The organism is Pseudomonas sp. N40(2020) (assembly GCF_014472415.1).
GTDB lineage: Bacteria > Pseudomonadota > Gammaproteobacteria > Pseudomonadales > Pseudomonadaceae > Aquipseudomonas.
The window spans coordinates 20668-44128 of the sequence record NZ_JACSZV010000049.1; the positions used below are offsets into that span (position 1 = coordinate 20668).

4 protein-coding genes and 1 rRNA gene are annotated in these 23461 nt (G+C 62.8%); all 5 read right to left on the minus strand.

All coding sequences use genetic code 11. The features are described from left to right. Positions 1 to 42 precede the first annotated feature (42 nt). Positions 43 to 240: an MbtH family protein gene (locus IAI51_RS24505; RefSeq protein ID WP_187680820.1), complete on the minus strand. Its 198-nt coding sequence runs from the start codon at positions 238 to 240 to the stop codon at positions 43 to 45. Continuing rightward, complete coding sequence (locus IAI51_RS24510) at positions 233 to 9376, minus strand: non-ribosomal peptide synthetase (RefSeq protein ID WP_187680821.1); 9144 nt, start codon at positions 9374 to 9376, stop codon at positions 233 to 235. Before IAI51_RS24510 ends, IAI51_RS24505 begins: the two co-directional genes overlap by 8 nt. Next, positions 9373 to 13485 (minus strand): non-ribosomal peptide synthetase, encoded by a 4113-nt coding sequence (locus IAI51_RS24515; RefSeq protein WP_187680822.1) that lies wholly within the window; start codon positions 13483 to 13485, stop codon positions 9373 to 9375. The genes IAI51_RS24510 and IAI51_RS24515 overlap by 4 nt, the downstream gene beginning before the upstream one ends. Further along, entirely contained in the window at positions 13482 to 22574 is a 9093-nt protein-coding gene (locus tag IAI51_RS24520) for a non-ribosomal peptide synthetase (RefSeq protein WP_187680823.1), read from the minus strand. The genes IAI51_RS24515 and IAI51_RS24520 overlap by 4 nt, the downstream gene beginning before the upstream one ends. 607 nt (positions 22575 to 23181) lie before the next feature. After that, a 5S ribosomal RNA gene (rrf, locus tag IAI51_RS24525) occupies positions 23182 to 23297 on the minus strand. Positions 23298 to 23461: the final 164 nt, after the last annotated feature.

Sequence of the window (23461 nt, forward strand, 5' to 3'; positions counted from 1 at the left end):
GCGCCCTATACCCACTTCCCCAGCGGACGAGTGCGATAACGATTATTGCGACACGCTCTCTCGCAGCGAGCGCGGGCGCATATCGATCCAGTGTTCATTGATGTATTCCAGGCAGATCTGGCGTTCACCGCGCATCCCCGCCTCGCTCCAGCCGTTGGCCATCGGCTTGCCCACGGGCCACAGGGAATACTGACCTTGGCCATTGATCACCACATCGAATTGCAGCTGTGCGTCACTCATGTCGTTCTCCTGTTGAATGGGATTGCAGCGTTGCCAGACCAATCACCTCGGCCAGCAACCGCGCCCAGCGGCCGGCCACGATGCCGTAGTGATCGGTGTCGAGTAATTGCCAACTGAGCAACTGCGGCAGCAATGCCTGCCAACGGCGGTGCAGGTCATCCATGCTCCAGGCCTTGCCCAAGCCATAAGGGTTAGGTTGCCCGGCGATGAACATCCGCACCGCCGTCGCAGCCAACATTGGCGGCTGGAAGTCAGCCATGCTGTTCATGTTGTTGCGGCAGCAGACTGTCAGCCGTTGCAGATAGGCCTGTCGTTCTTCGGACATTGCCTGCCCTTCGACATTCGGCCAGCGCTGGGCAAACTCGCGCTCGAACACTTGCTCGATTACCTGCTCGTCAATGCCGGCCAGTTCCGCCCCGGCATCCGGTGCGGGTGGGTCGATCAGGTACAGCAGCGGTTGGCGGAACCCGGCAACCTGCGCCTGATGACACAGCGACTGCGCCACCCACGCGCCGAACGACCACCCGGCCAGCCGCCAGGCGCAGCCTTCAGGGATGTGAGCCTTGATCGCCTGCAAATACAACTGCGCACGCTCGGCAACGCTGATGTTTGGCAACCCCGGCACACGCAACGCCGGGTCGGCGATCACGCACACTCCCAGGTCCGCAGGCAGTGCCGAAACCAGTTCCCGGTAGGCCTGAACATCGCCACCCACCGGGTGAATCAGGTACAGCCACTCGCGACCGGCTCCGGCATGCCACTGATCAATCCGCACCGCGTCGCTCCAGCTTGGCTGCGTGACGCAAGGCACCTCCACCGCGCTCGCCTCCACCAGGCCGAGCACCTCGTTGAGGCTGACCTTGTGACTGAACTGCGACAGTTGGAACACCTCACCGGTGGCCGCTTGCAGTTCGTCGATCAGGTCCAGCAACGTCAGCGAATCCGCCCCCAGGTCGTACAGCGAATGGTCGTCATCCAGATCGGCAATGCCGAGCCATTTGCACAGGCACTCACCCAGACGCGCCCGCAGATCCACGCCTTGCGGCGCCTCGGACGGAGCGCCCGCGACGCCATGACGAACCGGATAAAACCGCCGCGAGATGTCGATGCCCGTCGTTGAAACGAGCAACTGCGGCAACTGCGTGGCCATCGCCAGATCAAACACCCGGCAACCTTCCTCGGCCGACAGGCCGACCGTCAGATGCTCCTGATGCGCAACGTCTGCGCTATTGCTCGTCGTGGCCATGCCGATGTCACGCCAGATGTCCCAGTTGATCCCCAGGCGCAGGCAAGCGCTCGCAGAATCCGGACGATAGTGGACGAAGCCGTCGAGCACCGCGCTGGCCGCCGCGTAGTCCAGATGCCCGGCACCGCCGAACAGCGCTGACATCGACGAGCAGTACAAGACAAAACCCGGGGTCAGACGCTCGATCAAGGCTTCGACCGCGAGCATGCCGCATGTCTTGGCCGCCATGGCCTGGGCCATTTGCCCGGCATCGCGGTGGCGAATCAGGCTGCCGGCACCGACGCCCGCCGCATGAATTACCCCACTGATTCGCCCGTAACGCTTGGCCAGTTGATCGAGTATCTGTGGCCACCGAGCAAGGTCAGCGATGTCCGCCTGAATGCAGTCGATCCGCGACGCATAAGCCGCCAGAGACGCCGGCAATTCGCCTTGACGCGAGAGCAGCACCACCCGCCGACCCGGTGCCTGCAACAAGTGTTCGGACAAGGTACGACCGATCCCGCCCGAGCCGCCCAACACCAGGAACGTGCCCTCCTCCGGCAAAAGGTTGGAAGACGTTGCCGAGGTCGGCAATGGCTGGGGTAGCAATCGTGGCTGCCACAGATAACCGTTGCGAATCGCCATGCGCCGGGGCAACGACGCCGGGTCGCTGAGCAACGCTGCCAGCTCACCGGCCTGCGCATCGAGGTGCGGCGACGGCCAATCCAGCCAGTGACAACGCACCGGATACTCCTGAGGCACCACTTCGGTAATCCCCGCCAATGCGGCCAGTTCGGGGCGGCGTATCTCATCGTTCACCGGGCACGCCTGCCACGACATCAACCACAGCCGAAGACTCGGCGTGCGCGCGGTTTGTCCCCAGGCCTGCATCAGGGCGCTGACCGTGTCCAGACAGGCCCACTGCGATCGGTCGAGACTTTGCTCATCGACCGCGCCCGCCACCGACAGCGGCAAGGCGTGCAACCAGTCAAGTTCGACGAACGACGCTTCGGCCACCTCACCGAGCAATCGACTCAAGGCCTCGGCGTCGAGCGGGTCAAGTTCGAAACGATCCGTGCCGAGTCGCTTGAAGCCATTGCCGGCGCGCACCTGAACCACGCGTCGATAGACCGCACTCAGGCTCTCCAACAATGCAGCGCCGGGTGCGTCATGGCTACAAAGAATCGCGACTTCACGGGTGGCACCCGCTGCCATCGCGCCCAAGCGCCGGGTACGAACCCATTGCCGTTGGTGGAACCAATCCGCCAACGGTTGGCGCTCAAGGGTTGGCAACGGCGGCGCAACGGTTTCAGCCACGACCGAGGGCTGGAAGCGATAGGTCTGAAGATCGAACGATGACGGCGGCAAATCCCAGGGTGGCGGTGCCGAGCGCCGCGACCACTGAATGCTCGCCCCTTCGTACCAGGCGGCCAACAGCTCAGGCACCGCATGATCCGCGGCATTCAGCTGTACGCCCGAAGCACTGACTTCCTTGATCGAGGCACACTGCAACGGGATGTCGTCACCGGGCTGGCAAAGCATCGCAAAGCGCCAACGCAGTTGCTTGCGACCGCTTTGCAGATACCGCAGCAGCGCGGCGTGCCGGTCGGGATACGCCAGCAGATAGTCTTTGATCGTGGCGATATCGCGCAGCAATTCGCCTCGGCTGTGAGCCGAGATCAGCAGCAGTGGCAGGGTTTCTTCGCTCACGTCCGGCGCCAAAGGTGCGGCACCGACAATCACATGGGCGTTGGTCCCGCCAATTCCGAAGCTGCTGACACCGGCCAGACACCGCCGCCCCTGCGGCCACGGCCGGGACGAAGTGGGTATATAGAACGGCGAATGCTCAAGATCGATCTGCGGGTTGATCCGGCCAAAGCCAAGGTTCGGCGGCACCACGCCATGGAACACCGCAAGACTGGCGCGAATCAGCCCGACCACGCCGGCCGCCGCGCCCAGGTGACCGATCTGGCTTTTCACCGAAGCCAGCGCGCAACTCTCGGCAGGCGCCTCGCCGAAAGCCTGGGTCAATGCCGCGACCTCGATCGGATCACCCAGCAACGTGCCGGTGCCGTGGGCTTCGATGTAGCCGATGTCCGCCCCGGTCAGTCCGGCGCGACTCAGCGCCTCGCGAATGACCGCACTCTGCCCGGCCACCGACGGTGCGGTGTAACTCATCTTGGCCCGACCATCGTTGTTCAACGCGCTGCCCTCGACCAGCGCATAAATCCGGTCGCCATCTGCCCGGGCCCTGGCCAGTGGCTTGAGTACCACAACGCCATAACCACTGGCGCCAATGGTTCCGCTGGCATCGTCGCTGAAAGGACGGCACAGACCATCGGCGGAAAAGATGTGCTGTGAGCGATGACGATAGCCATCGGTCAGCGTCGGATCGATCAGCACGCCGGCCGCCAGCATCACGTCGCTGTCACCCTGTTGCAGCATCGAACTGGCCAGGTGCACAGCGATCAACGAACTGCCGCACGCCGCCTGCACGCTCAGGGCCGGGCCATTGAGATCAAGGTGATAAGCGGCTTTGGTCGCGAGAAAATCCTTATCGTGATGCAACGCCATCTGGAAACCGTCAGGCAGATCGCCGTCAGCGGTTTCACGGAGCATCTGCTGGAAGTATGTGGTTTCGCCGCAACTGGCGATCAGGCCGATACGCGGCCCCTGCGCCGACGGCACGATGGCCGCGTGTTGCAGGGCTTGCACACACGCCATCAGCAGATGCCGCTGTTGCGGGTCCATCAGGCGTGCTTCCTGGCGGCTGATGCCGAAATACTCGGGGTCGAAGTCGAGCATGCCGGCCAGTTGACTGCGGGCACCCACCAAACCTTCGCTCGCACTGAAGCGCTCGATGCCCAATGCGTTGCCCTGCACCATCGTCCAGAACTCGGACAGGTTCTGCGCGCCGGCCACATTGACCGACATGCCGATAATTGCCATCGGTTGATGACCCGCATCGACCTGGCGCACGCGCTCCACGACAGCCATCGGTGCCTTCGACAGATGTGCTGCCAAGCGCCGTACGGTGACGTGTTCAAACAGATCGGCCATCGCCACCTGATGCGACAACGCCTGGTTATACCGAACGTGCAAACGCATCAGACCGAGGCTGGTGGCGCCGGCCTCGAAAAAGGTCTGCTCCGGCTCGATGTCACGCCCGATCACTTCCTGGAACAGCTCGCTCAGTTGCCGCTCCAGCGCACTCAACGGCACGCCCGGCGGTGGCGCATTGCGCCGTTCCAGCGCTTCGCCCATCTCCGGCAACGCCTTGCGGTCAATCTTGCCGCTGGGGGTGCGTGGCCAGACGTCAATCCGCCGGTACTCATCAATGCGCACATGGGCCGGCAGTTGCCGCGCCACCTGACGATCCAGTTGTGCGCAGGTTGCTGGCTCGCCGTCGAGTTGCAGCCACGCGGTCAGGCGCGGCGGCTCGGCTTGAACCGCCACCACCGCGTTGACCACCTGCGGCACCTGCATCAGCGCCGCCTCGATCTGCCCAAGCTCCAGACGATGACCACTGAGTTTGACCTGCTGATCATCGCGTCCCAGATAATGCAAACAACCCAGAGCGTCCGCCCGCGCCAGATCGCCGGTTCGATAAAACAGGCGACTGCCACCCTCGCCGTCTGCCAATTCGACAAACCGCGCGGCATTCAACGCCGGGTCGGCCAGATAACACCGGGCAACCATCGGCCCCGCGACCAGCAGGTAGCCACTGCAGCCGTTCGGCACCGGGCGATCGTGTTCATCGACCAACAGCAATCGGGCATTACCGACCGCTTGGCCGATCGGAGCGCGCAGCGGCCAGTCGCGGGCCACGGCCGGCAAACGCAAGGCGCTGACCACATGGGTTTCGGTCGGCCCATAGTGATTGAACAGCAAGGCTTGCGGCATGCCACTGAACCAATTGCGCAATGCGTCGGTACAGAGCAGTTGCTCCCCGGCAGTCACCACTTCGCGCAACGCCCCCGGATAAATGCCACCGGCCACGGCGGTTTGCGCCAGATGCTGCAACGCCACATACGGCAGGAACAGCCGCTCGATCCGCGCCTCGACCAGATATCCCAGCAGCGCCTCGGCATCCTGACGCCAGCCCGGCGTGATCAGGTGATAACAACCGCCACCGCACAGGGTGCTGAAGATCTCCTGAAACGACACGTCGAACGACAGCATGGAGAACTGCAACGTCACTGCTTTGGCCGGCAACTGCCCCTCGTTGCGTTGCCATTGCAGCAAGTTGCATAGAGTACGCTCCGACACCTGCACACCTTTCGGCGTACCGGTGGAGCCGGAGGTGAACAGCGTGTACAGCGGGCGTTCACCGCCGTGGCGTGGGCGTTCGAATGGCCGAACATCGGCATGCAGGTCAACCCGATGCAAGGCAAACCGCCCCGCATTCAGATCATCCAGCCTCGCCTCGGTCGCCGCGCTGAACAGCAGACAATGCGGTTGTGCCTGCGCCAACACTTGGCGCTGAATCGCCACCGGGTACGCAGGATCCAGCGGCACGGCGGTCAGGTTGAGCTTGGCCAGCGCCAGCAATGCGACGATGTGCTCCACCGAAGCCTCGAGGAACAGCACGACCTGCAATGGTGTATTCCCGAGCGGTAACGGATGGCGTTCGATCAAGCTTGCCGCCAGGGCATCGGCCAGCGCATTCAACTCGCCATAAGCGAGGCGCTGCTGCCCCTGCACCAGCGCAATGGCGTCGGGTGTGCTGTGCGCCTGATGTTCAAACCAGTCCGCGAGCGTGTTGAACGCCTGTTCGCTGATCGGGCCTTCGCTGGCCGCTGGCAAACCGGATCGATAAGGGTCGAGCAGATCGTCGAGGGTGGCTGCCGGGGATTCCAGCAGTAGATCCAGGCCACGGCGGAACAGCGCGTTTACCGCGATTATTTGCTCGGCATCGAAGTAGCTGCACTGATATTCCCACCAGCACTCCAGTTGCGAGCCGGCGCCCACCATCAGCAATGTCAGCGGGCATTTAGCGTGCAACTCCTCGCTGAATTCCAGCTTGGCACGCAGGCCTGAATCGGCCAGCGCGGCGTAATCGGTGTTTTCCAGCACAAACATGAAATCGAACAGCGCGGTGCTCGACGACAGCCGCAGGTCTTCCACCAGATCAGCCAGTGCGACGTCCTGCAATGCCAACACCTCGCGCACGGTGGCGGCCTGCTTGCGCAACTGTTCGCCCAGCGGCGAAGACTGATCCACGGCGGTGGGAATCAGCACCGTGTTGGCAAACATGCCGACGGTATCCTCGAATTCCGCCAGTGGCCGGTTGGCGACCGGGCTGGCAATACGCGGCCGCGCAACCCCGGTCAGGGCGTAGAGGCTCCAGGCGAAGACACTGAACAGCACTTCGAAACGGGTCAGCCGCTGTTGCGTGCAGAACCGTTCGAGGGCGGCACTGCGCACGTCGCCCAGCGGTTCCCGGTAAAGCCTGGCGTGTGGGCTGACGGCGCGCATCGGCAAAAGCGCTGGCGAGGGTTCTTCCTGACGTCGGTGCAATTCGGCCAGGGCGCGGCGCTGATCGCGATAATACGGATCGACACTCAACTGCCGCTGCCACTGGCCAAATTCCAGCGCGGTCAGGCGTGCTGGCGGTTCCGGGCTCTCGCGGCCTTGCACGCTATCGGCATAGAACTGAATCAGATCGTCGAACAACAGGTTCACCGACCAACCGTCGACGATGATGTGATGCAGATTCAGCAACAGCCGACAGCTGCCATCGGCAAACGGCAACAGCCACGCCTGAAACAGGTTCGGTGTGCTCAGGTCGAACGGCGTGCCGAACACCAGCTCCGCGAACGCCCGCCAGTTGTGTTCGCTGAAATGCCCCACCGCAAAGGTGCGGCAGACCGGGCCCTGCTCGGCAATCAACTGGTCAAGACCTTCAGCACCGGACACAAACGCCGTGCGCAATCCCGGATGGCGAATCACCAGACGCTCCACGGCCTCGGCCAGTGCCGCGACCTCCACGCCCGGCGCCAGATGCAGAATCAGCGGCACGCTGTACGCCGTCGAGGTGGGCGAACGTTGTTGCAGCAACCACAAGCGACGTTGTTCCGCGGTGGCGGGCAAGCGTCGGGCAGTGCTGATGGACGGCGCGGGTGGATAGATCGAGTCGCGGGTCAGCTCAGCGGTCAGCTGTTCGGCCAGCACCGCGAAGGATTCGTTGAGCAACGTGCCGACAGCGATCTCGCGCTGCCAACGACTGCGAATTGCCGAACGCAGACGCATGGCCTTCAGCGAATCGCCGCCACTGCTCAGCCAGTCATCCTGCGCACTCAGCGTCGGTTGCCCGAGCAGTGAGCGGGCCTGCGATAACAGCCATTCCAGCGCCGGCGAAACGCTGCCGTCTTGCGTGGTGGCCGCTGGATGCCATGGGCTCAGTGCCTGCGCGAGCAAGTTATCGCGATCTATCTTGCCGTTGGCAGTCAACGGCAGACGCTCCAACAGGAACAACTGATGCGGGCGCATGTACGGCGCCAGTTGTGCCCGCAGATGGCTTTCGAAGGCGTGATAGTCCAATTCACCGCGCGGCACGATGAACGCCAACAACTGATGATCTTCCGCCGCATTGCGCCGGGTGCAGACGTACACCTGCGCCACGCCCGGATGCTCAAGAATCCGTTGCTCCACCTCCGCCGGCTCGATTCGAAAACCGCGAATCTTCACTTGGCGATCGACCCGCCCCAAGTACTCCAGCAAGCCTTTGGCGTTGCGCCGCACCCGATCGCCAGTGCGGTAATGCACCTGGGCACCGCCATCGATTTCGGGTAACCGCACAAACTGGCGTGCAGTTTCTTCGGGCCGGTTGCGATAACCCCGGGCGACACCGCTGCCACTCAAATACAGTTCGCCCACCTCACCTGCGGCCACCGGCCGTTGCCGGTCATCCAGCACCTGCAGACCGGTGTCCGGCAACGCACGTCCGATGGGCACCAGGTCGCCGACAAAGTCGCGCGGAATCGGCCAGCACACGGCGAACGTGGTGCATTCGGTGGGACCATAGACGTTGAAAATCCGGCAAGCGCTTTCAGGGTTGGCCCGGTACCAGGCACGCACGGCGACGGCGCTGATTTGTTCTCCACCGATCAGCACCTGACGCAGGCTGGAAAAGCACGCGGGCCACTCGGCGATCAAGCTGTTGAACAGCGAAACCGTCATGAACAGGTTGTCGACCCGGGTTTGCTCCAGAACTTCGGCCAGACGTCGTGCATCCAGCGCGTCTTCATCGGCGATCATCACGCAGCAGCCGCCGTTGAGCAGCGGTGCCCACAGCTCGAAACTGCACGCATCGAAAGCCGGGTTGGACAGGCAGGCAAAACGATCCGCCGGACGAATCTCGATGTAGCCTTCGCTGTGCGCCAGACGCAGCAGACCGCGCTCGCCAACCTCCACCGCTTTCGGAGTGCCGGTGGTGCCCGAGGTGTAAAACAGGAACATCACCTCGGCGAACTCTTCAGTCAGTACTTGCGGCGGATGATCCGGCTGGTCGAGCAATGCCTCGGCACTGGTTTGCCATAGCGGCGATGACAATGCCCACAGTTGCTCCTCGCCCAAGGTGATCAAGCCGACACAGGCCGCGTCGGCGCACATCACGTCGCGCCGCTTGAGCGGGCTGGCCCGATCCAACGGAACCACCACGGCGCCGAGTTTCAAAGCGCCGAGGATGGTCGCCAGCCATTGCCAGGAGCGCGGCATGCACAGCGCCAGCGACTCGCCGGGTTGCACGCCCCGCGCGTGCAATCCTTTGGCGATGCGCTCGCTGGCACTGGCCAGTTGCGCGTAAGTCAGCTGCACCGATTGATCGATGACCGCCAACGCCTGTGGATCTCGCTGCACCTGCGCGGTAAAGCGTGCGAGCAACGTCATCTGATGGGTAGCGCTCATCATTTCGCCTCCTGCGAATCGCAACGTTGCAGTTCCTGCCTGATGATCTGCGACACCCGATAGATTTCTGCACTTTCGAGCATGTCCCAGTGGCCGCCGCTGACCAGTTTCGCCAGATAGCCGCTACCAGCGCGGCGGCGCCAAAATCCGCGCAGCTCATGCAATTGAGGGCGGCTGAAATCTTCCCGCGCCTGAATCAGCACGACACGCCCGGCGCTTGGCGCGCACTCATAGGCGGCCATGGCCAAGCGGTTATGGTTGTAAAGATGGAAATAGCGTTCGACTTGCGCGTCTTCGATGCCGGGATACATGCCGTTGAAGCGCACCAGTTTGTCGCGGAACTCGGCCATGTCCACCGTACCGATCTGCTCGCGAAAACCCGGATCGTCGCTGCCCTGAGTATCGAGCAACACCACGCTCACCTGACGATGCCCGGCAGCCGTCAACAGCCGCGCCATTTCGTAGGCCACCAGGCCACCGAACGAGAGCCCGGTGAGCACCAGCGGCTGATTGACCAGCGGTTCGATCAGGCGCAGATACGCCTCGGCCATCGCTTCGACCGTCGGCTCGGTGCTCTCTCCCGGATTCAGCCCCGGCGATTGCACACCGTAGACGCCGGCGTCATCCGGCAGCACTTTGGCCAGGGACAGGTAACAGAACGCCGTACCGCCCGCCGGGTGAATGCACACCACATTGCTCCGGCCGGCGCCCCGGCGAAATTCGATCAGATTGCTTTGCGCGGCGGCCGGGTTGGCCCCGATCCGCAGCCAGCCGCCCAACGCTTCGATGGTCGGGTAGCTGAGCACCACGCGCACCGGTACTTCCACCGCAAACATCTGGCTGATTTCATGGGCCATCTTGATCGCGGCGATGGACGTGCCGCCGACGTTGAAAAAGTTGTCGCGAATGCCGATCTGCGGCGCCAGCAACAGGCTTTTCCAGATCTGGTACAACGCCAGTTCGATGTGATCGCGCGGGCTGCTCAGGTTGACCTGTCGATCGGCCAGGTCCTGATCCGCCAGTGCCGTCAACGCTGCGCGATCCACCTTGCCATTGGCGGTCAGCGGCAAGCTGTCGAGCCACAGATAGCTGCCGGGGACAACCGCTCTGGGCAGCGTCGCCGCCAGATGCGCATGCACCGCCGTCTCGTCCGGTTGCGCGGCGACCACGCAGCAAGCCACCAGCCGCTGATCCTGCGCCGTCTCGCCGACCATCAGCACCACAGCGCTGCGGATACCTGCAAACGCTTCGAGCCGAGCCTCGATCTCGCCAAGTTCCAGGCGAACGCCGCGCAACTTGACTTGAAAGTCGTTGCGGCCAAGGAATTCGAGTTGTCCGTCCGCGCGATAACGCGCCAGATCACCACTGCGGTAGAGCCGATCACCCGCCACGAACGGACTGTCGATAAAGCGCTCGGCACTGAGTTGTTCCAGCCCCAAATAACCCCGAGCGACGCCGACACCGCCGATGTGCAAGTGCCCGGTAACGCCCACAGGCACCGGCGCATAGCGTTCATCGAGCACGTAAAAACGGTTGTTGGCGATGGGCCGGCCGATTGGCAGTTTCAGCGCCGGCACGTCGGCGCCGGGCTGCAACGTCCAGATGCTGTTGATCACCGTGGTTTCGGTGGGGCCATAGACGTTGTGCAGGCGCACATGCGGCAGGCGCTCCTGGAAACGCCGGGCCAGGGCTGGCGGCAACTCACCGCCACCGCTGAATACATCGGTGAGCGAAGCACACAGACTGACCTCTTCGACCTCCAGAAACAGCTCAAGCATTGCCGGCACAAACACCAGTGCCGTGACCTGCTGTTCGCGGGTTTCCCGGGCCAGATACGCCGGCTCGTAATGGCCGCCGGGCCGCGCTATCACCAGACGCCCGCCGGTTGCCAGCGGCCAGAATGTCTCCCAGGCCGAGGCGTCGAAACCGAACGGGATCTTGTGCAGCATCGCCCCTGCTTCGCCGCAGACCTGCAAACACCACAGCAGCAGATTGCTCAGGCCACGGTGGGCAACCATCGCGCCTTTGGGCAAACCGGTGGTGCCCGAGGTGTAGATCACGTAGGCCAGATGATCAGGCGTGACGCCGACACTGTGCGGATCGAGATTGTCCGCCGACAACTGCGCCCAACTCGCGGCGTCGTCCTTGAGGTCCAGCACCGGCGCTTCCCAGGTTGAACCTTGCAGGGCTTGACGCAAAATTCCGTGCGCCGAACCGAGGGTCAGCAGCACCGCCGGCGTACTGTCACCGAGCATATGACTCAGGCGCCCCAGCGGATAATCCGGGTCCAGCGGCACATAAGCGCCACCGGCCTTGAGCACCGCCAGCAATGCCACGGGCAACGCCAGCGAGCGCTCGATGCACACCGCCACGCGCACATCCGGGCCGACACCCAGGCTGAGCAAATGCCGCGCCAGGCGGTTGGCCTGGGCATTCAGTTCGGCGTAACTCAGCGACTCGCCTTCGAACACCACCGCGCAAGCCTGCGGGTTGCGCGCGACTTGTGTTTCGACCAGACGATGAACGCAGTCGACCGCTTGCGTCAGCGGAGCCGCGTGATTGAAGTCGAGCAGAATCTGCTGACGCTCGGCTTCGGCCAATAACGGCAGCGCACCGATCGGTTGCTTGGCGTCCGTTGCGATCTGTTCGAGCAGATGCCGGTAATGTCCGCTCAGGCGTTCGATGGTCGCGACGTCGTACAGGTCGGTGTTGTATTCCACCAACAAGTCCAGACGCCCTTCGCGCTCGCCCCATTCAAACGCCAGATCGAACTTGGCCGTGGCACTGCTGGTGCTGTACGGCGCCAGTGCCAGCCCGGGCATTTGCACGGCGCTGCCGGGGGTGTTCTGCAGCACCAGCATCACCTGAAACAGTGGCGAATGACCGGTATCACGCTGTGGGTTGACCGCCTCAACCACGCGGTCGAACGGCACGTCCTGATGGGCGTGGACGTCGAGCATCTGGCCGCGCACCTCGCGCAGCAGTTCGGCGAAGGTCTGCTGCGGGTTAAGGCGTTGACGCAGCACCAGCGTATTGACGAAGTGACCGATCAGCGGCTCGATTTCCGCACGGTTGCGGTTGGCGAATGGCGTGCCGATGCACAAATCCTGCTGGCCGCTGTGGCGCCACAGCAACACGGCCAACGCACCCAGCAGCACGTTGAACAGCGTGCCCTGCGTCTGCCGGGCCAGCGCCGTGAGTTCGCGCAGCGTGCCGCCATCGACGGACGAGCTGAAAGTCGCCCCGACATAACGCTGCACCAACGGTCGCGGCCGGTCGGCGGGCAAGGTCGACAGCGCCGGCGCATCGGCCAGGGCGCGGCGCCAGTAGTCGAGTTGATCGTCCAGCATCGCTCCGCCCACGCGCTGTTGCTGCCAGCAGGCGTAGTCGGCGTATTGCACCGGCAGCGGCGCCAGACTCGACGCCTCGCCACGCTGATAATCGCCATACAACACGGCGACCTCATGCAGGATCACGCCCATCGACCAACCGTCCGCGATGATGTGATGCACGCTGTAAAGCCACAGGTATTCGTCGTCGGCCAGGCGCAGCAACGACGCGCGCAGCAACGGCCCGCGGGCCAGATCGAACGGCGCACGGGCCTCCTGCTCGACGGCGCGGCTGACCTGCTGCTCACGCTCGCTGGCAGGCACCTGGCGCAGATCTTTCACCAGCAACGACTGCGCCAGTGGCGGATGCACCACTTGGCGCGGCTCGCCTTCCACGCGGCAGAAAGTGGTGCGCAGGATTTCGTGGCGACTGACCAGTTCATTCAGCGCGCGCTCCAGCAGCGCAACGTCCAGATGCCCCTTGAGCGTCACTGCGCTCGGCACGTTGTAGAACGGATTACCGGGTTCCAGTTGATCGAGAAACCACAGTTGCCGCTGTGAAAACGACAACGGCCAGGCTGTTTGCTCGCCGCCACGACGGGGAATCGCCGCGCTGTCCTGGCCACCGAGCAAGGCAATCAGTTCCTGCTTGTGTTGCTTGAGCGCCTGGGTCAGCTCTTCGGTGAGAAAACCCCGGGGCGCCTTGCAGCGCAGTTTGTCGCCATCCACATCGAGCACCACGCCATGACGAGCGAACAGCGCCAGCAATTGATCGGCATTCATACTTCGAATTCCTCCATGTCATCGTCGTCAAGGCATTCAGTCACCGGTACCGGGGCATACGCCTCGACCGACGCGCGGTGTTGCTCATCGGCCGTGCGCAAACCACCGATCATCGAGTAGATCAGCTCATGGCTCGGCCCGAGGTCGAACAGCGCCGCCAGCGACTGCTCCTCGACCGAACCGATCCCGCACAGGCCCAGGCCTTGCTCGACGGCGGTCATGCTCAGCAACTGCGCCATGGCGCCACTTTCGATGTGGCAGAAGTCACGGCTGCGCTCGCCATACAACGGACGAATCGCCGCCATGTCGGCGATGAAAAACAGCGAGAATGCAGCGTTCTCGTACACCGGACGATTGACGAAATAGTCATAGGTGTCCGGGTCGAGCACACCGCTCTGCAGCGCGAGCAAGCGATGCTGGCGGGGATCGTAGTAATACGCGCCACCGGGCACGCCCAGCACGCGATCCGGCTTGACGTACAGGTATGTCTGCATCGGATACAGCCCGCCCGCCGACGGGAACTGGTATTTCGCCTCCCCGTCCAATTGCCCTTGCGCCAACGCCGCCAACCATTGCACGAAAACCTCGCCGGCAATCGGCTGCGGGCTGTACTGACGCACCGAGCGATACTCGCTGAAGCGCCGGGCGAACGTCGGGTCTTGTGGCAAGGCCAGTTCCAGCGTCGGCAAGGCTTGAGCGAACTCACGCCGCCCGCGCTGCTCAGCCTTGAACTGCGCCCGCAACTGCGGATCTTCGATGACTTGCGCAGGGGTGTCCGCTGGTTGCTGAACGCTGCCGATGACCTCTTGGCGAACCCGGCTCTGGCGGTACATGCCGAGCAGATGCTGAAGTGTCGGCTGGGCCAGTAGTTGCGCCACGTGCGGGCGGAACTGCAAGGCGCTGGACAACGCATTGCTGATCCTGACGATATCGATGGAGGTCGCGCCAAGGTTCAGCAGGTTGGCGTTGGCGGCAATCGCAGCGCGCTTGAGCACGCCCTGCACGATCTCCACCAGGCGCTGCTCCTGCGGGCCATCGACTTGCAGTGCCGGCCCTTGTTCCTCGATTTGAGCCGGCTCCGGCAGACGGCTCTTGTCGACCTTGCCATTGGACGACAACGGCCAGGCCTCCACGAAAGTGAACGACGACGGAATCATGTAGGCCGGCAGCTTATCCGCCAGGTATTCGCTGAAGTCCCGAGCTTGCAGCTCCGGATCAGCCTTTAGCACGTAACCGGCGAGGCGCTTCTCTCCCAACGTGCTGCCCAGGATGCGCACCACGGCGCTCTGCACGCCCGGATGGCGGTTGAGAGCAGCTTCGATCTCGCCCAGTTCGATGCGATAACCCTGAACTTTGACCTGATTGTCTTCGCGGCCGAGAAACTCGATGTTGCCGTCCGGCAACAAACGCCCCAGATCCCCGGTGCGATACAGGCGTTCGCCGGTCAGTGGATGGGCGAAGAAGCTGCCGGCACTGAGCTTTTCATCGCGCCAGTATCCCTTGGCCAGACCGATTCCGCCGATGTACAACTGCCCCGCGACCCAGGTCGGACGCACTTGCAGCGCTTCGTCCAGCACGTAAAAACGCTGGTGATCGAGGGCCTTGCCATAAGGGATGCTGCGCCACGACGGATCAACGTTTTGCACGGCGTAACCGATCGACCAGATCGACGCTTCCGTCGCGCCGCCCAGACTCATCAACTGCAAGTCCGGCTGCAAGGCCCAGGCCCGTTCGGGCAAGGTCAACGGGATCCAGTCGCCGGACAACATCGCCAGGCGCAGGTGGGCGGGCAATGCACCACCCTCGCCCTCCACATACTCAAGCAGCATGCCGAGCAGCGCCGGCACCGAGTTCCACAAACTGACCCGGTGACGCTCGATCAACGTCAACCAGTGCGCCGGGTCGAGCGCCAGCTGCGGTTCGAGCACAACCACCGCCGCGCCCACCGCCAGGGTGCCGAAGAAGTCATAGACCGAGAGATCGAAACTCAGCGACGAGATGGCCAACACCCGATCCGTCGGGCTGACGGCAAAGCGCCGGTTGATGTCGAGCAACGTGTTGACCGCACCGCGATGATCAATCACCACGCCTTTTGGCTGGCCGGTGGAACCGGAGGTGTAGATCACGTAGGCCAGATCGCTGCTGGCCAGCTCTACCGGTCGCAAAGCAACGACTTCAGCAGTGACAGCGTCGGTCACGGCAATCGCCGTCACTTGCGCCGGCCATTCGATCTTGTCGATCAGTGCCGTTTGGGTCAGTGCCAGACTCGCCTCGGCCCGCTGCAGAATATGCCGCAGGCGCTCCGCCGGCTGAGTGGGTTCAATGGGCAGGTAAGCGCCACCGGCATAGAGAATCGCCAGGGTCGCCACCACTTGCTCCCAGCCCCGTTCCATCACCACCGCGACCAACTGATTCGGCACCACGCCCTGCGCTTGCAGCGCGGCGCCGAGTTGCCGAGCCTCTGCACGCAGTTGGCGGTAAGTCAGCTGCCGCGAGCCGATCACCGCCAGCGCATCGGGCGTGGCGAGCGCCTGACGTTCGAACAGTTCGTGCATCAGGGGCAGCGTGTCGTGGCTGTCGACAGGCGCCGGCAGCCGCGCTTGCGGCAGCAGCTGCGGTGTGTCCGCGTCCCATGCTTGGGGTTCGCACAGACGATCGAGCAGCGCGTTGTAGGCGACGAACATCTGCTCGATCAGGCCTTCGGGAAACAGTTCGTCGATGCTGTCCCAGTTGAACAACAGGCGTCCTTCCAGTTCCAGCAACGTATGGTCGAGCCACACTTGCGGGGTCTGGGTGATGCTGTGCATGTGCCGGGCGTTCAACGCGTCCGCCAGATTGAACTCGGCCAGTTCCGGCGCTGCTTCCGACAATGTGCTGTTGAACACAATCGGCATCGCCGTCTGCTGCACGCCCCGGGCCTGCGACAACTCACGCAGCACCCGTACACCGCTGACCGCCGAATGATCGATGTCTTGCCACAACCGCGCCTGCACGGCACGGGCCTTTTCGGTAAAACTCAGCGCCCCGTCGATCGCCACTTCCAGCAACACCAGCGAGGTGAAGTCACCAATGATTTCGTCGACGTCCGGGTGCAACGGCATGCGATTGAACAGCGGCAGGCTCAAGGTGAAGCGTGGCGTACGACTCCACAATGCGAGCACTTCGCTGAACGCTGTCAGGAGCATCACCGAAGGCGTCACCGCAAACTGTTTGGCCACCTCTTTGAGCCGGCTCCACTGCGCCGCTGACATGTCGCGGTCGCGCCGCGTGAAGTGTGGATTGGCAATGCTCTCGGGCTGACGCACCAGCGGCAGATCCGGTGCCGGTGCCAGGGTGGTCACCCGTTCACGCCAGTAACTCAGCGCTTGCTCGTAACGGCTGGCGCTGCGCAGTTGTTGCTCGGCCAGCACATAGTCGCGGAACGTCAGGCCCGGTTCCGCCAGATCAAGGGTCGGATCGACGTAGAACGCCATCAATTCGCGCGCAAGAATCTGCGTGCTCGCAGCATCGACGATCAGCGCGTCCAGGCTGATGTGCAAATGGGTAATGCCGTCATCGAGCAGCGACACACTGAACTCGAACAGCGGCCAGCGACTGGCATCCAGCACCTGATGGGACTGGCGTTCACGAGTCGCTTCCAGCGTGCGCTGTGCCACCTCGGCCGGCAGACCGCGCAGGTCGCTGCGCGGCATGCAATACGTCGGCACCTGCGCCAACACCTGCTGCGTGCCGTCACTGAGGAACACCACGCGCAGCATGTCGTGACGCTGGATCATGCGATTCAACGCCTGCTCGAAACGTTCAGCATCGAAGTCGGGAATGCGCAATTCTTCATAGCCGTGGGCACTGACCCCACCAAGGCTGACCGTGGCCTCACGACCGAACCAGTAGGCTTGCTGGATATCGGTCAGAGGGAATGGCTCATGTCGGGCGCCGCGATCCGGTTCGATCTGGCTGAAGGCAGGCTCGATATAAGTGTCGGCATCACGTGCGCCGTGTACGTGCGCCGCCAGGTCCATCAGCACCGGCTTCTGGAACAGGCTGCTGAGCGACAACTGCGCGCCCATGCGCTGATTGATCGCGTAGATCATCCGCGTCGCCAGCAACGAATGCCCGCCCAGGTCGAAGAAGTTATCGTGGATACCGACCCGCTCGCACTTGAGCACCTCGGCCCAGATGTCGGCCATTTGCCGTTCGATATCGTTACGCGGCGCCACGTATGCGGCCCCGGTGCTGCGCTCCGGCGCAGGCAACGCTTGCCGGTCGAGCTTGCCGTTGCGGGTCAGCGGCAGTTGCGACAGCCTGACCCACGCGCTCGGGATCATGTGTTCGGGCAAGTGCCGTTGCAGTTCGGCACGCAGCACCTCACTGCTCGCGGAGCCGACCACATAAGCCACCAGACGCTTGTCGCCGGCCACGTCTTCACGCAACAGCACGGCGGCTTCCTGCACGCCGGGTTGCTGCTGCAACAGGCTGTCGATCTCGCCGAGTTCGATGCGGAACCCGCGCAGCTTGACCTGTTGGTCGATGCGTCCCAGGTATTGCACGTTGCCATCGGGCTGGAACTTGGCTTGGTCGCCGCTGCGATACATCCGCGCGCCGGGCTCGTCACTGAACGGATCAGGCAGGAAGCGTTCGGCGGTGAGATCCGCGCGGTTCAGATAACCTCGGGCCAGGCATGCACCGGCGATGTACAACTCGCCTGCCACGCCGACCGGCACTGGATTCAGATGCTCATCCAGCACGTACAGCCGCGCATTGGCGATGGGGCGACCGATAGGCGGCGCATCCGGCCAGGCCTCGACCTCGCTGCACGAAAGGCTGAATTGACTGACCACATGGGTTTCGGTCGGCCCGTATTGGTTGTGCAATTGCGCGCCACCGAGACCTCGGACAAAACCGCGCAACTCATCATTGATTTGCAGGGCTTCACCGGCCGTGATGATCTCGCAGCCGCCGGCCGGCATCGGTGCATCGGCCTCGGTCAGGCCGGCGAGTTGCTGCAACACGGCGAACGGCAGAAACGCCCGCTGCACACCTTCAGCCACCAGCGTCGGACGCAACGCGGCAAGGTCCTTGCGGCTGTCTTCGGTCATCAGCAACAGGCTGCCACCCTGGCAGAGCGTGCTGCAGATTTCCTGGAACGACACATCGAAGTTCAGCGAGGCGAATTGCAGCACACGCTGCGGCGTGGTGGCCTGGTCGAGTTGCCAGGCGATCAGGTTATCCAGCGCGCGACGGCTGTGCGCCACGCCTTTGGGGCGTCCGGTTGAGCCGGAGGTGTAAAGCACATAGCCGAGGTTTTCCGGGTTCACCGCTACCTGTGGCTCGTGGCTCGGATGCTGCGCCCATTGCTGCGCATCAGTGTCCAAGCAGCAGATTTCCATCTCATCGCTGACGGACAATCCGGCAAGCAGGCTGGCCTGCGTCAGCAACAGGGTCGGCGCGGCATCGCTGAACATGAACGCCAGCCGTTCACTCGGATAGGCCGGATCGAACGGCACGTACGCCGCGCCCGCCTTGAGGATCGCCAACAGGCCGATAACCATCTGCGGCGAGCGTTCCAGGCACAGGCCGACTCGATGCTCGGGGCCAATGTTTTTCTCGATCAGGTAATGGGCGAGCTGGTTGGCGGCGCGGTTCAATTCGCCGTAGCTCAGTTGCTCGCTCTCGCAGCGCAACGCCACAGCGTCGGGCATCTGCCGGGCCAAGGTTTCGAAGCGTGCCACGCAACCGGGTATCGACGAGGTATCGCGGTTGGTGCGGTTCCAGTCGTGAACGATTTTGCGCTGCTGTTCGGCGCTCAACAGGTTGATCATCGCCAGCGGCTGATGGCTGTCCTCGACCATCTGCTCCAGCACCCGGCGCAGGTAATCGCCAAACTGCTCGACGGTGTCTCGATTGAACAAGCCCGAGGCATATTCCAGGCCACCGACAATCTGGCCGTCGCGCTCACTGAGTGCCAGTTGCAGATCGAACTTGGCCACGTGATGACCACTCTCGACCGGAGTGACCTCCAACCCGCTCAACAGCAGGTCCGAATCCTGATCCTGCTCCCAGGCAAACAGCACCTGAAACACCGGACTGTGCGCCAGGCTGCGCGGCGGGTTGAGCAATTCCACCACTTGCTCGAACGGCAGATCCTGATGTTCCTGGGCCTCCAGCGCCACCCGCCGCGCCTGTTGCAGCCATTGCGCCACTGACGGTGTGCCTGAGCGAGTCATGCGTAGCGCCAGGGTGTTGACGAAGAAGCCGATCAGCCCGTGCAACTCCTGCTGAGGCCGGTTGGCCGATGGCACGCCGATCACCACATCGCTCTGCCCCGCCAGGCGCGACAACAGCAACGAAAAACCGGCCAGTAAAGTCATGAACAATGTGGTGCCTTGCTGCATGCCCAAGGTCTTCAAGCGAACGGTCAAGGCCTCATCGAATACCAGCGGCACATAACCGCCGAGGTAGTCCTGCACGGGCGGACGCTTGTGATCGGCTGGCAACTCCAGCAGCACTGGTGCACCCGCTAGCGTTTCGCGCCAATAGCGGTTTTGGCGAGCCAGTTCGTCACCGCACAGCCACTGCTTTTGCCACACGGCATAATCCACGTACTGCACGGGCAATGCCGGCAGCGGATCCTCGCGATCCTGCAACGCCGCTTCGTACAACTCGCCCAGTTCGCGGGTAAGCACGCCCATCGACCAGCCATCCGAAATGATGTGGTGCTGGGTCAGCAACAGCACGTGATCGTCTGCCGCCATCCGCACCACGCTGACCCGCATCAACGGGCCACGGCTCAGGTCGAACGGCTTGGCGCCCTCTTCATCGATCAATCGGTTGAGACGCTCTTGCGCGTCAGGCCCCTGAAGGTCAATCACCGTCAGCCGGATGCTGTGTGCTGGTGGCGAAACCCGTTGCCGCCCTTCGCCTTCAACGGAGAGGAAAGTGGTACGCAGCGCCTCATGGCGCGCCACCAGTTGATTGAAACTGCGTTCAAGTGCCGCCACGTCCAGTGAGCCACGCAAGCGCAGGTTCAACGGCATGTGATAAGCCGCGTTACCGCCCTCCATTTGTGCCAGAAACCACAAGCGCTGCTGAGCAGACGACAACGTTTGCGCGTCCGACCGTGCAACAGCCGTAATGGCTGGACGAGCCGCAGCCTGACTGGCTTGCAGCCGTTTGGCGAACTCTGCGAGCACGGGTGCAGCGAACAGCGCTGAAGCTGTCACTTCCAGCCCAAGATCGTGGCGAACTCGGGCCAGCACCCGCATCACCAACAACGAGTGGCCACCCAACGCGAAGAACTGATCCTGACGACCGACCCGCTCGACGCCGAGCACTTTGGCCCAGATCGCAGCGAGCGCAATTTCCAGCGAACCTTGCGGCGCCTGGTAATCCTGTTGATCAAATGCTTCCACGTTCGGGGCCGGTAAATTGGGGCGATCCACCTTGCCGTTGGCAGTCAAAGGCAACGCATCGAGACGCACGAACGCTGTCGGCACCATGAAATCCGGCAGGCTCAATTGCAGTTGCTCACGCAGTGAGCGGGAGGTCAGCGCGGTGGCTGCGTCGGCGCAGAAATAAGCGACCAGTCGCGGCTCATGCGCGCCGTCCTGACGCAGCAGCACCACGCTTTCACGCACGCCCGGTATTTCCGCCAGGCGAGTTTCGATTTCCCCCAGTTCCAGGCGCAGGCCGCGCAATTTGGCCTGGGAGTCGTTGCGCCCAAGGAACTCCAGTTGCCCATCGGCCCGATATCGCGCCAGATCACCCGTGCGGTACAGACGCTCGCCCGTCACGAACGGGCTATCGACGAAACGCTCGGCGGTGAGTGTCGGCAGGTTCAGATAGCCTCGCGCCACACCGATGCCACCTATGTGCAACTCACCCGCGACACCCACGGCGACAGGCGCACCTTGAGTGTCGAGCAGGTAAATCCGGGTGTTGGGCAGCGCCCGACCGATGGGCAGCACGCCATCAACCTGGCTTGCGTCGCTGAGTTCAAAACAGGTGCTATCGATGCTCGCTTCGGTGACACCGTAGGCCTGGACGATTTGCACACGGTCACCACAAAGCCTGCGCAATTGCAGTGCGCTGTGGGCGGTCCAGATGTCCGAGCCGCAGACCACGGTGCGCAGGAACGACAGGTCGTGACCATTTTCTTCGACCCAGGCCAGCAAAGGGTTGAGCAGCGCTGGCACGAAGTCGGCAAAACCGATATGCGCTTCGTTCATCAGGCGATACAGCGCCGGCGGGTCAATCAGGGTTTCCCGAGGGCACAACACCAGCGTGCCGCCAAAACCCAGCGCCCGAATCAGATCGGCACTGAACACGTCGAATGAAAAACCCGCCATTTGCAGGTGATTGATTGGCTCTTCCAAGGCATAGAGTTGCGCCCATGCAGCACTCACTGCCATGAGCCCTCGGTGCTCGACCATCACGCCTTTCGGGGTGCCGGTCGAACCAGAGGTGTAGATCACGTAGGCCAGATGCCGTGGTGTCAGGCCGACAGCGTGCGGATCGGGATTGTCTGGCGAGAGCGAAGCCCAATGGCTGGAATCGGCCAGATCAAGGATGGTCGGCGCAGTGACCGAATGCTCGAGCGCCGCCGACAATGCAAGCTTCGCCGCGCCGTGGGTGAGCACCACCGGCGGTGCGCTGTCAGCCAGCATGTGTGCCAGCCGCGCCTGCGGATACGCCGGATCCAACGGCACATAAGCGCCGCCGGCCTTGAGCACCGCAAGCACGCCAATCAGGGTGTCGAGCGAACGCTCAAGGCACAACCCGACGCGCACGTCCGGCCCGACCCCGAAACTGCGCAGGTGATGGGCCAGGCGATTGGCGCGGGTATTGAGATCACGGTAACTGATCGCCTCTGTCTGCCAACGTGCCGCAATAGCATCGGGATGGCGCAGCACCTGCGCTTCAAACAGGCCGTGCACGCACATGTTTTCATCGAACGACTGCGTCGCGCTGTTCCAGTCGTGGATCAGTCGCTGGCAGTCGGAATCGGTCAATGCCGAAGCGGCTGGCGATTTTCTGGATGAAAGGTCGGGCTGCGCAGGCGTCGTCCCGCGCAAGGAAGTGTTGTCGAGCATCGGAGGCTACCGTCCATGACTACTTTATTTTTGTGATCAGACGGCGACAGTACGTCCCCGTCAGTCAGGCCCCGGCCTCAAGTGCCGGTTCGGTGATTCGAATTCAGGGAGATGGCGCGGCGCGTGCGTGCAGAGCTAAGTCCGACGCGGGCACACACATGAAATCCGGGGGAGATGAGCAGGCGAAAAAAACCGCAACGCGGTCAGCACAAACAGCTGGAGAATTGACTGGCGCACTGGCGAGATCGTTCGCCTTGGCCATAACATCGTCGATTGCAAACCGCGTGACCAATTGAAACCTCGCCTTCCATTTGAGGGTCAACGACGAGGAACAACCTGTGCGGGGATAACAGCGCCAGGGTGGTCCCGATCGGCTGCGATTACCGGGTCTGTGGACACGCGGCAATCTTCTGGCGCCGGGCTTATGACCCGAAACGCCGTCGGATAATAACCCTGTTTTTTACTGGCGAGGCAAACAAAATGTAGGAAATTTGCGAAATAAGTATCGGACGCTTCCTGCGCCATCGCGCTTTTGAATGCTCTCCGAACTTTCCTGCGGGCAAAACAAAACCCCAACTGCTTTCGCAATTGGGGTTTCGGAATTTAATCTTGACGATGACCTACTCTCACATGGGGAAACCCCACACTACCATCGGCGATGCATCGTTTCACTGCTGAGTTCGGGATGGGATCAGGTGGTTCCAATGCTCTATGGTCGTCAAGAAATTCGGGTACTGAGTCGCGGCCGGCTGGCCTCGCCTCAGCAAATTGGGTATGTGACAGCTGTCGGTGTTTTGTGAACATCGAACTTTCGGTTCGTTTCGTCTTCACACACCGCAACTTGGCCTTTCGACGCAAATTGCTTGGGTGTTATATGGTCAAGCCTC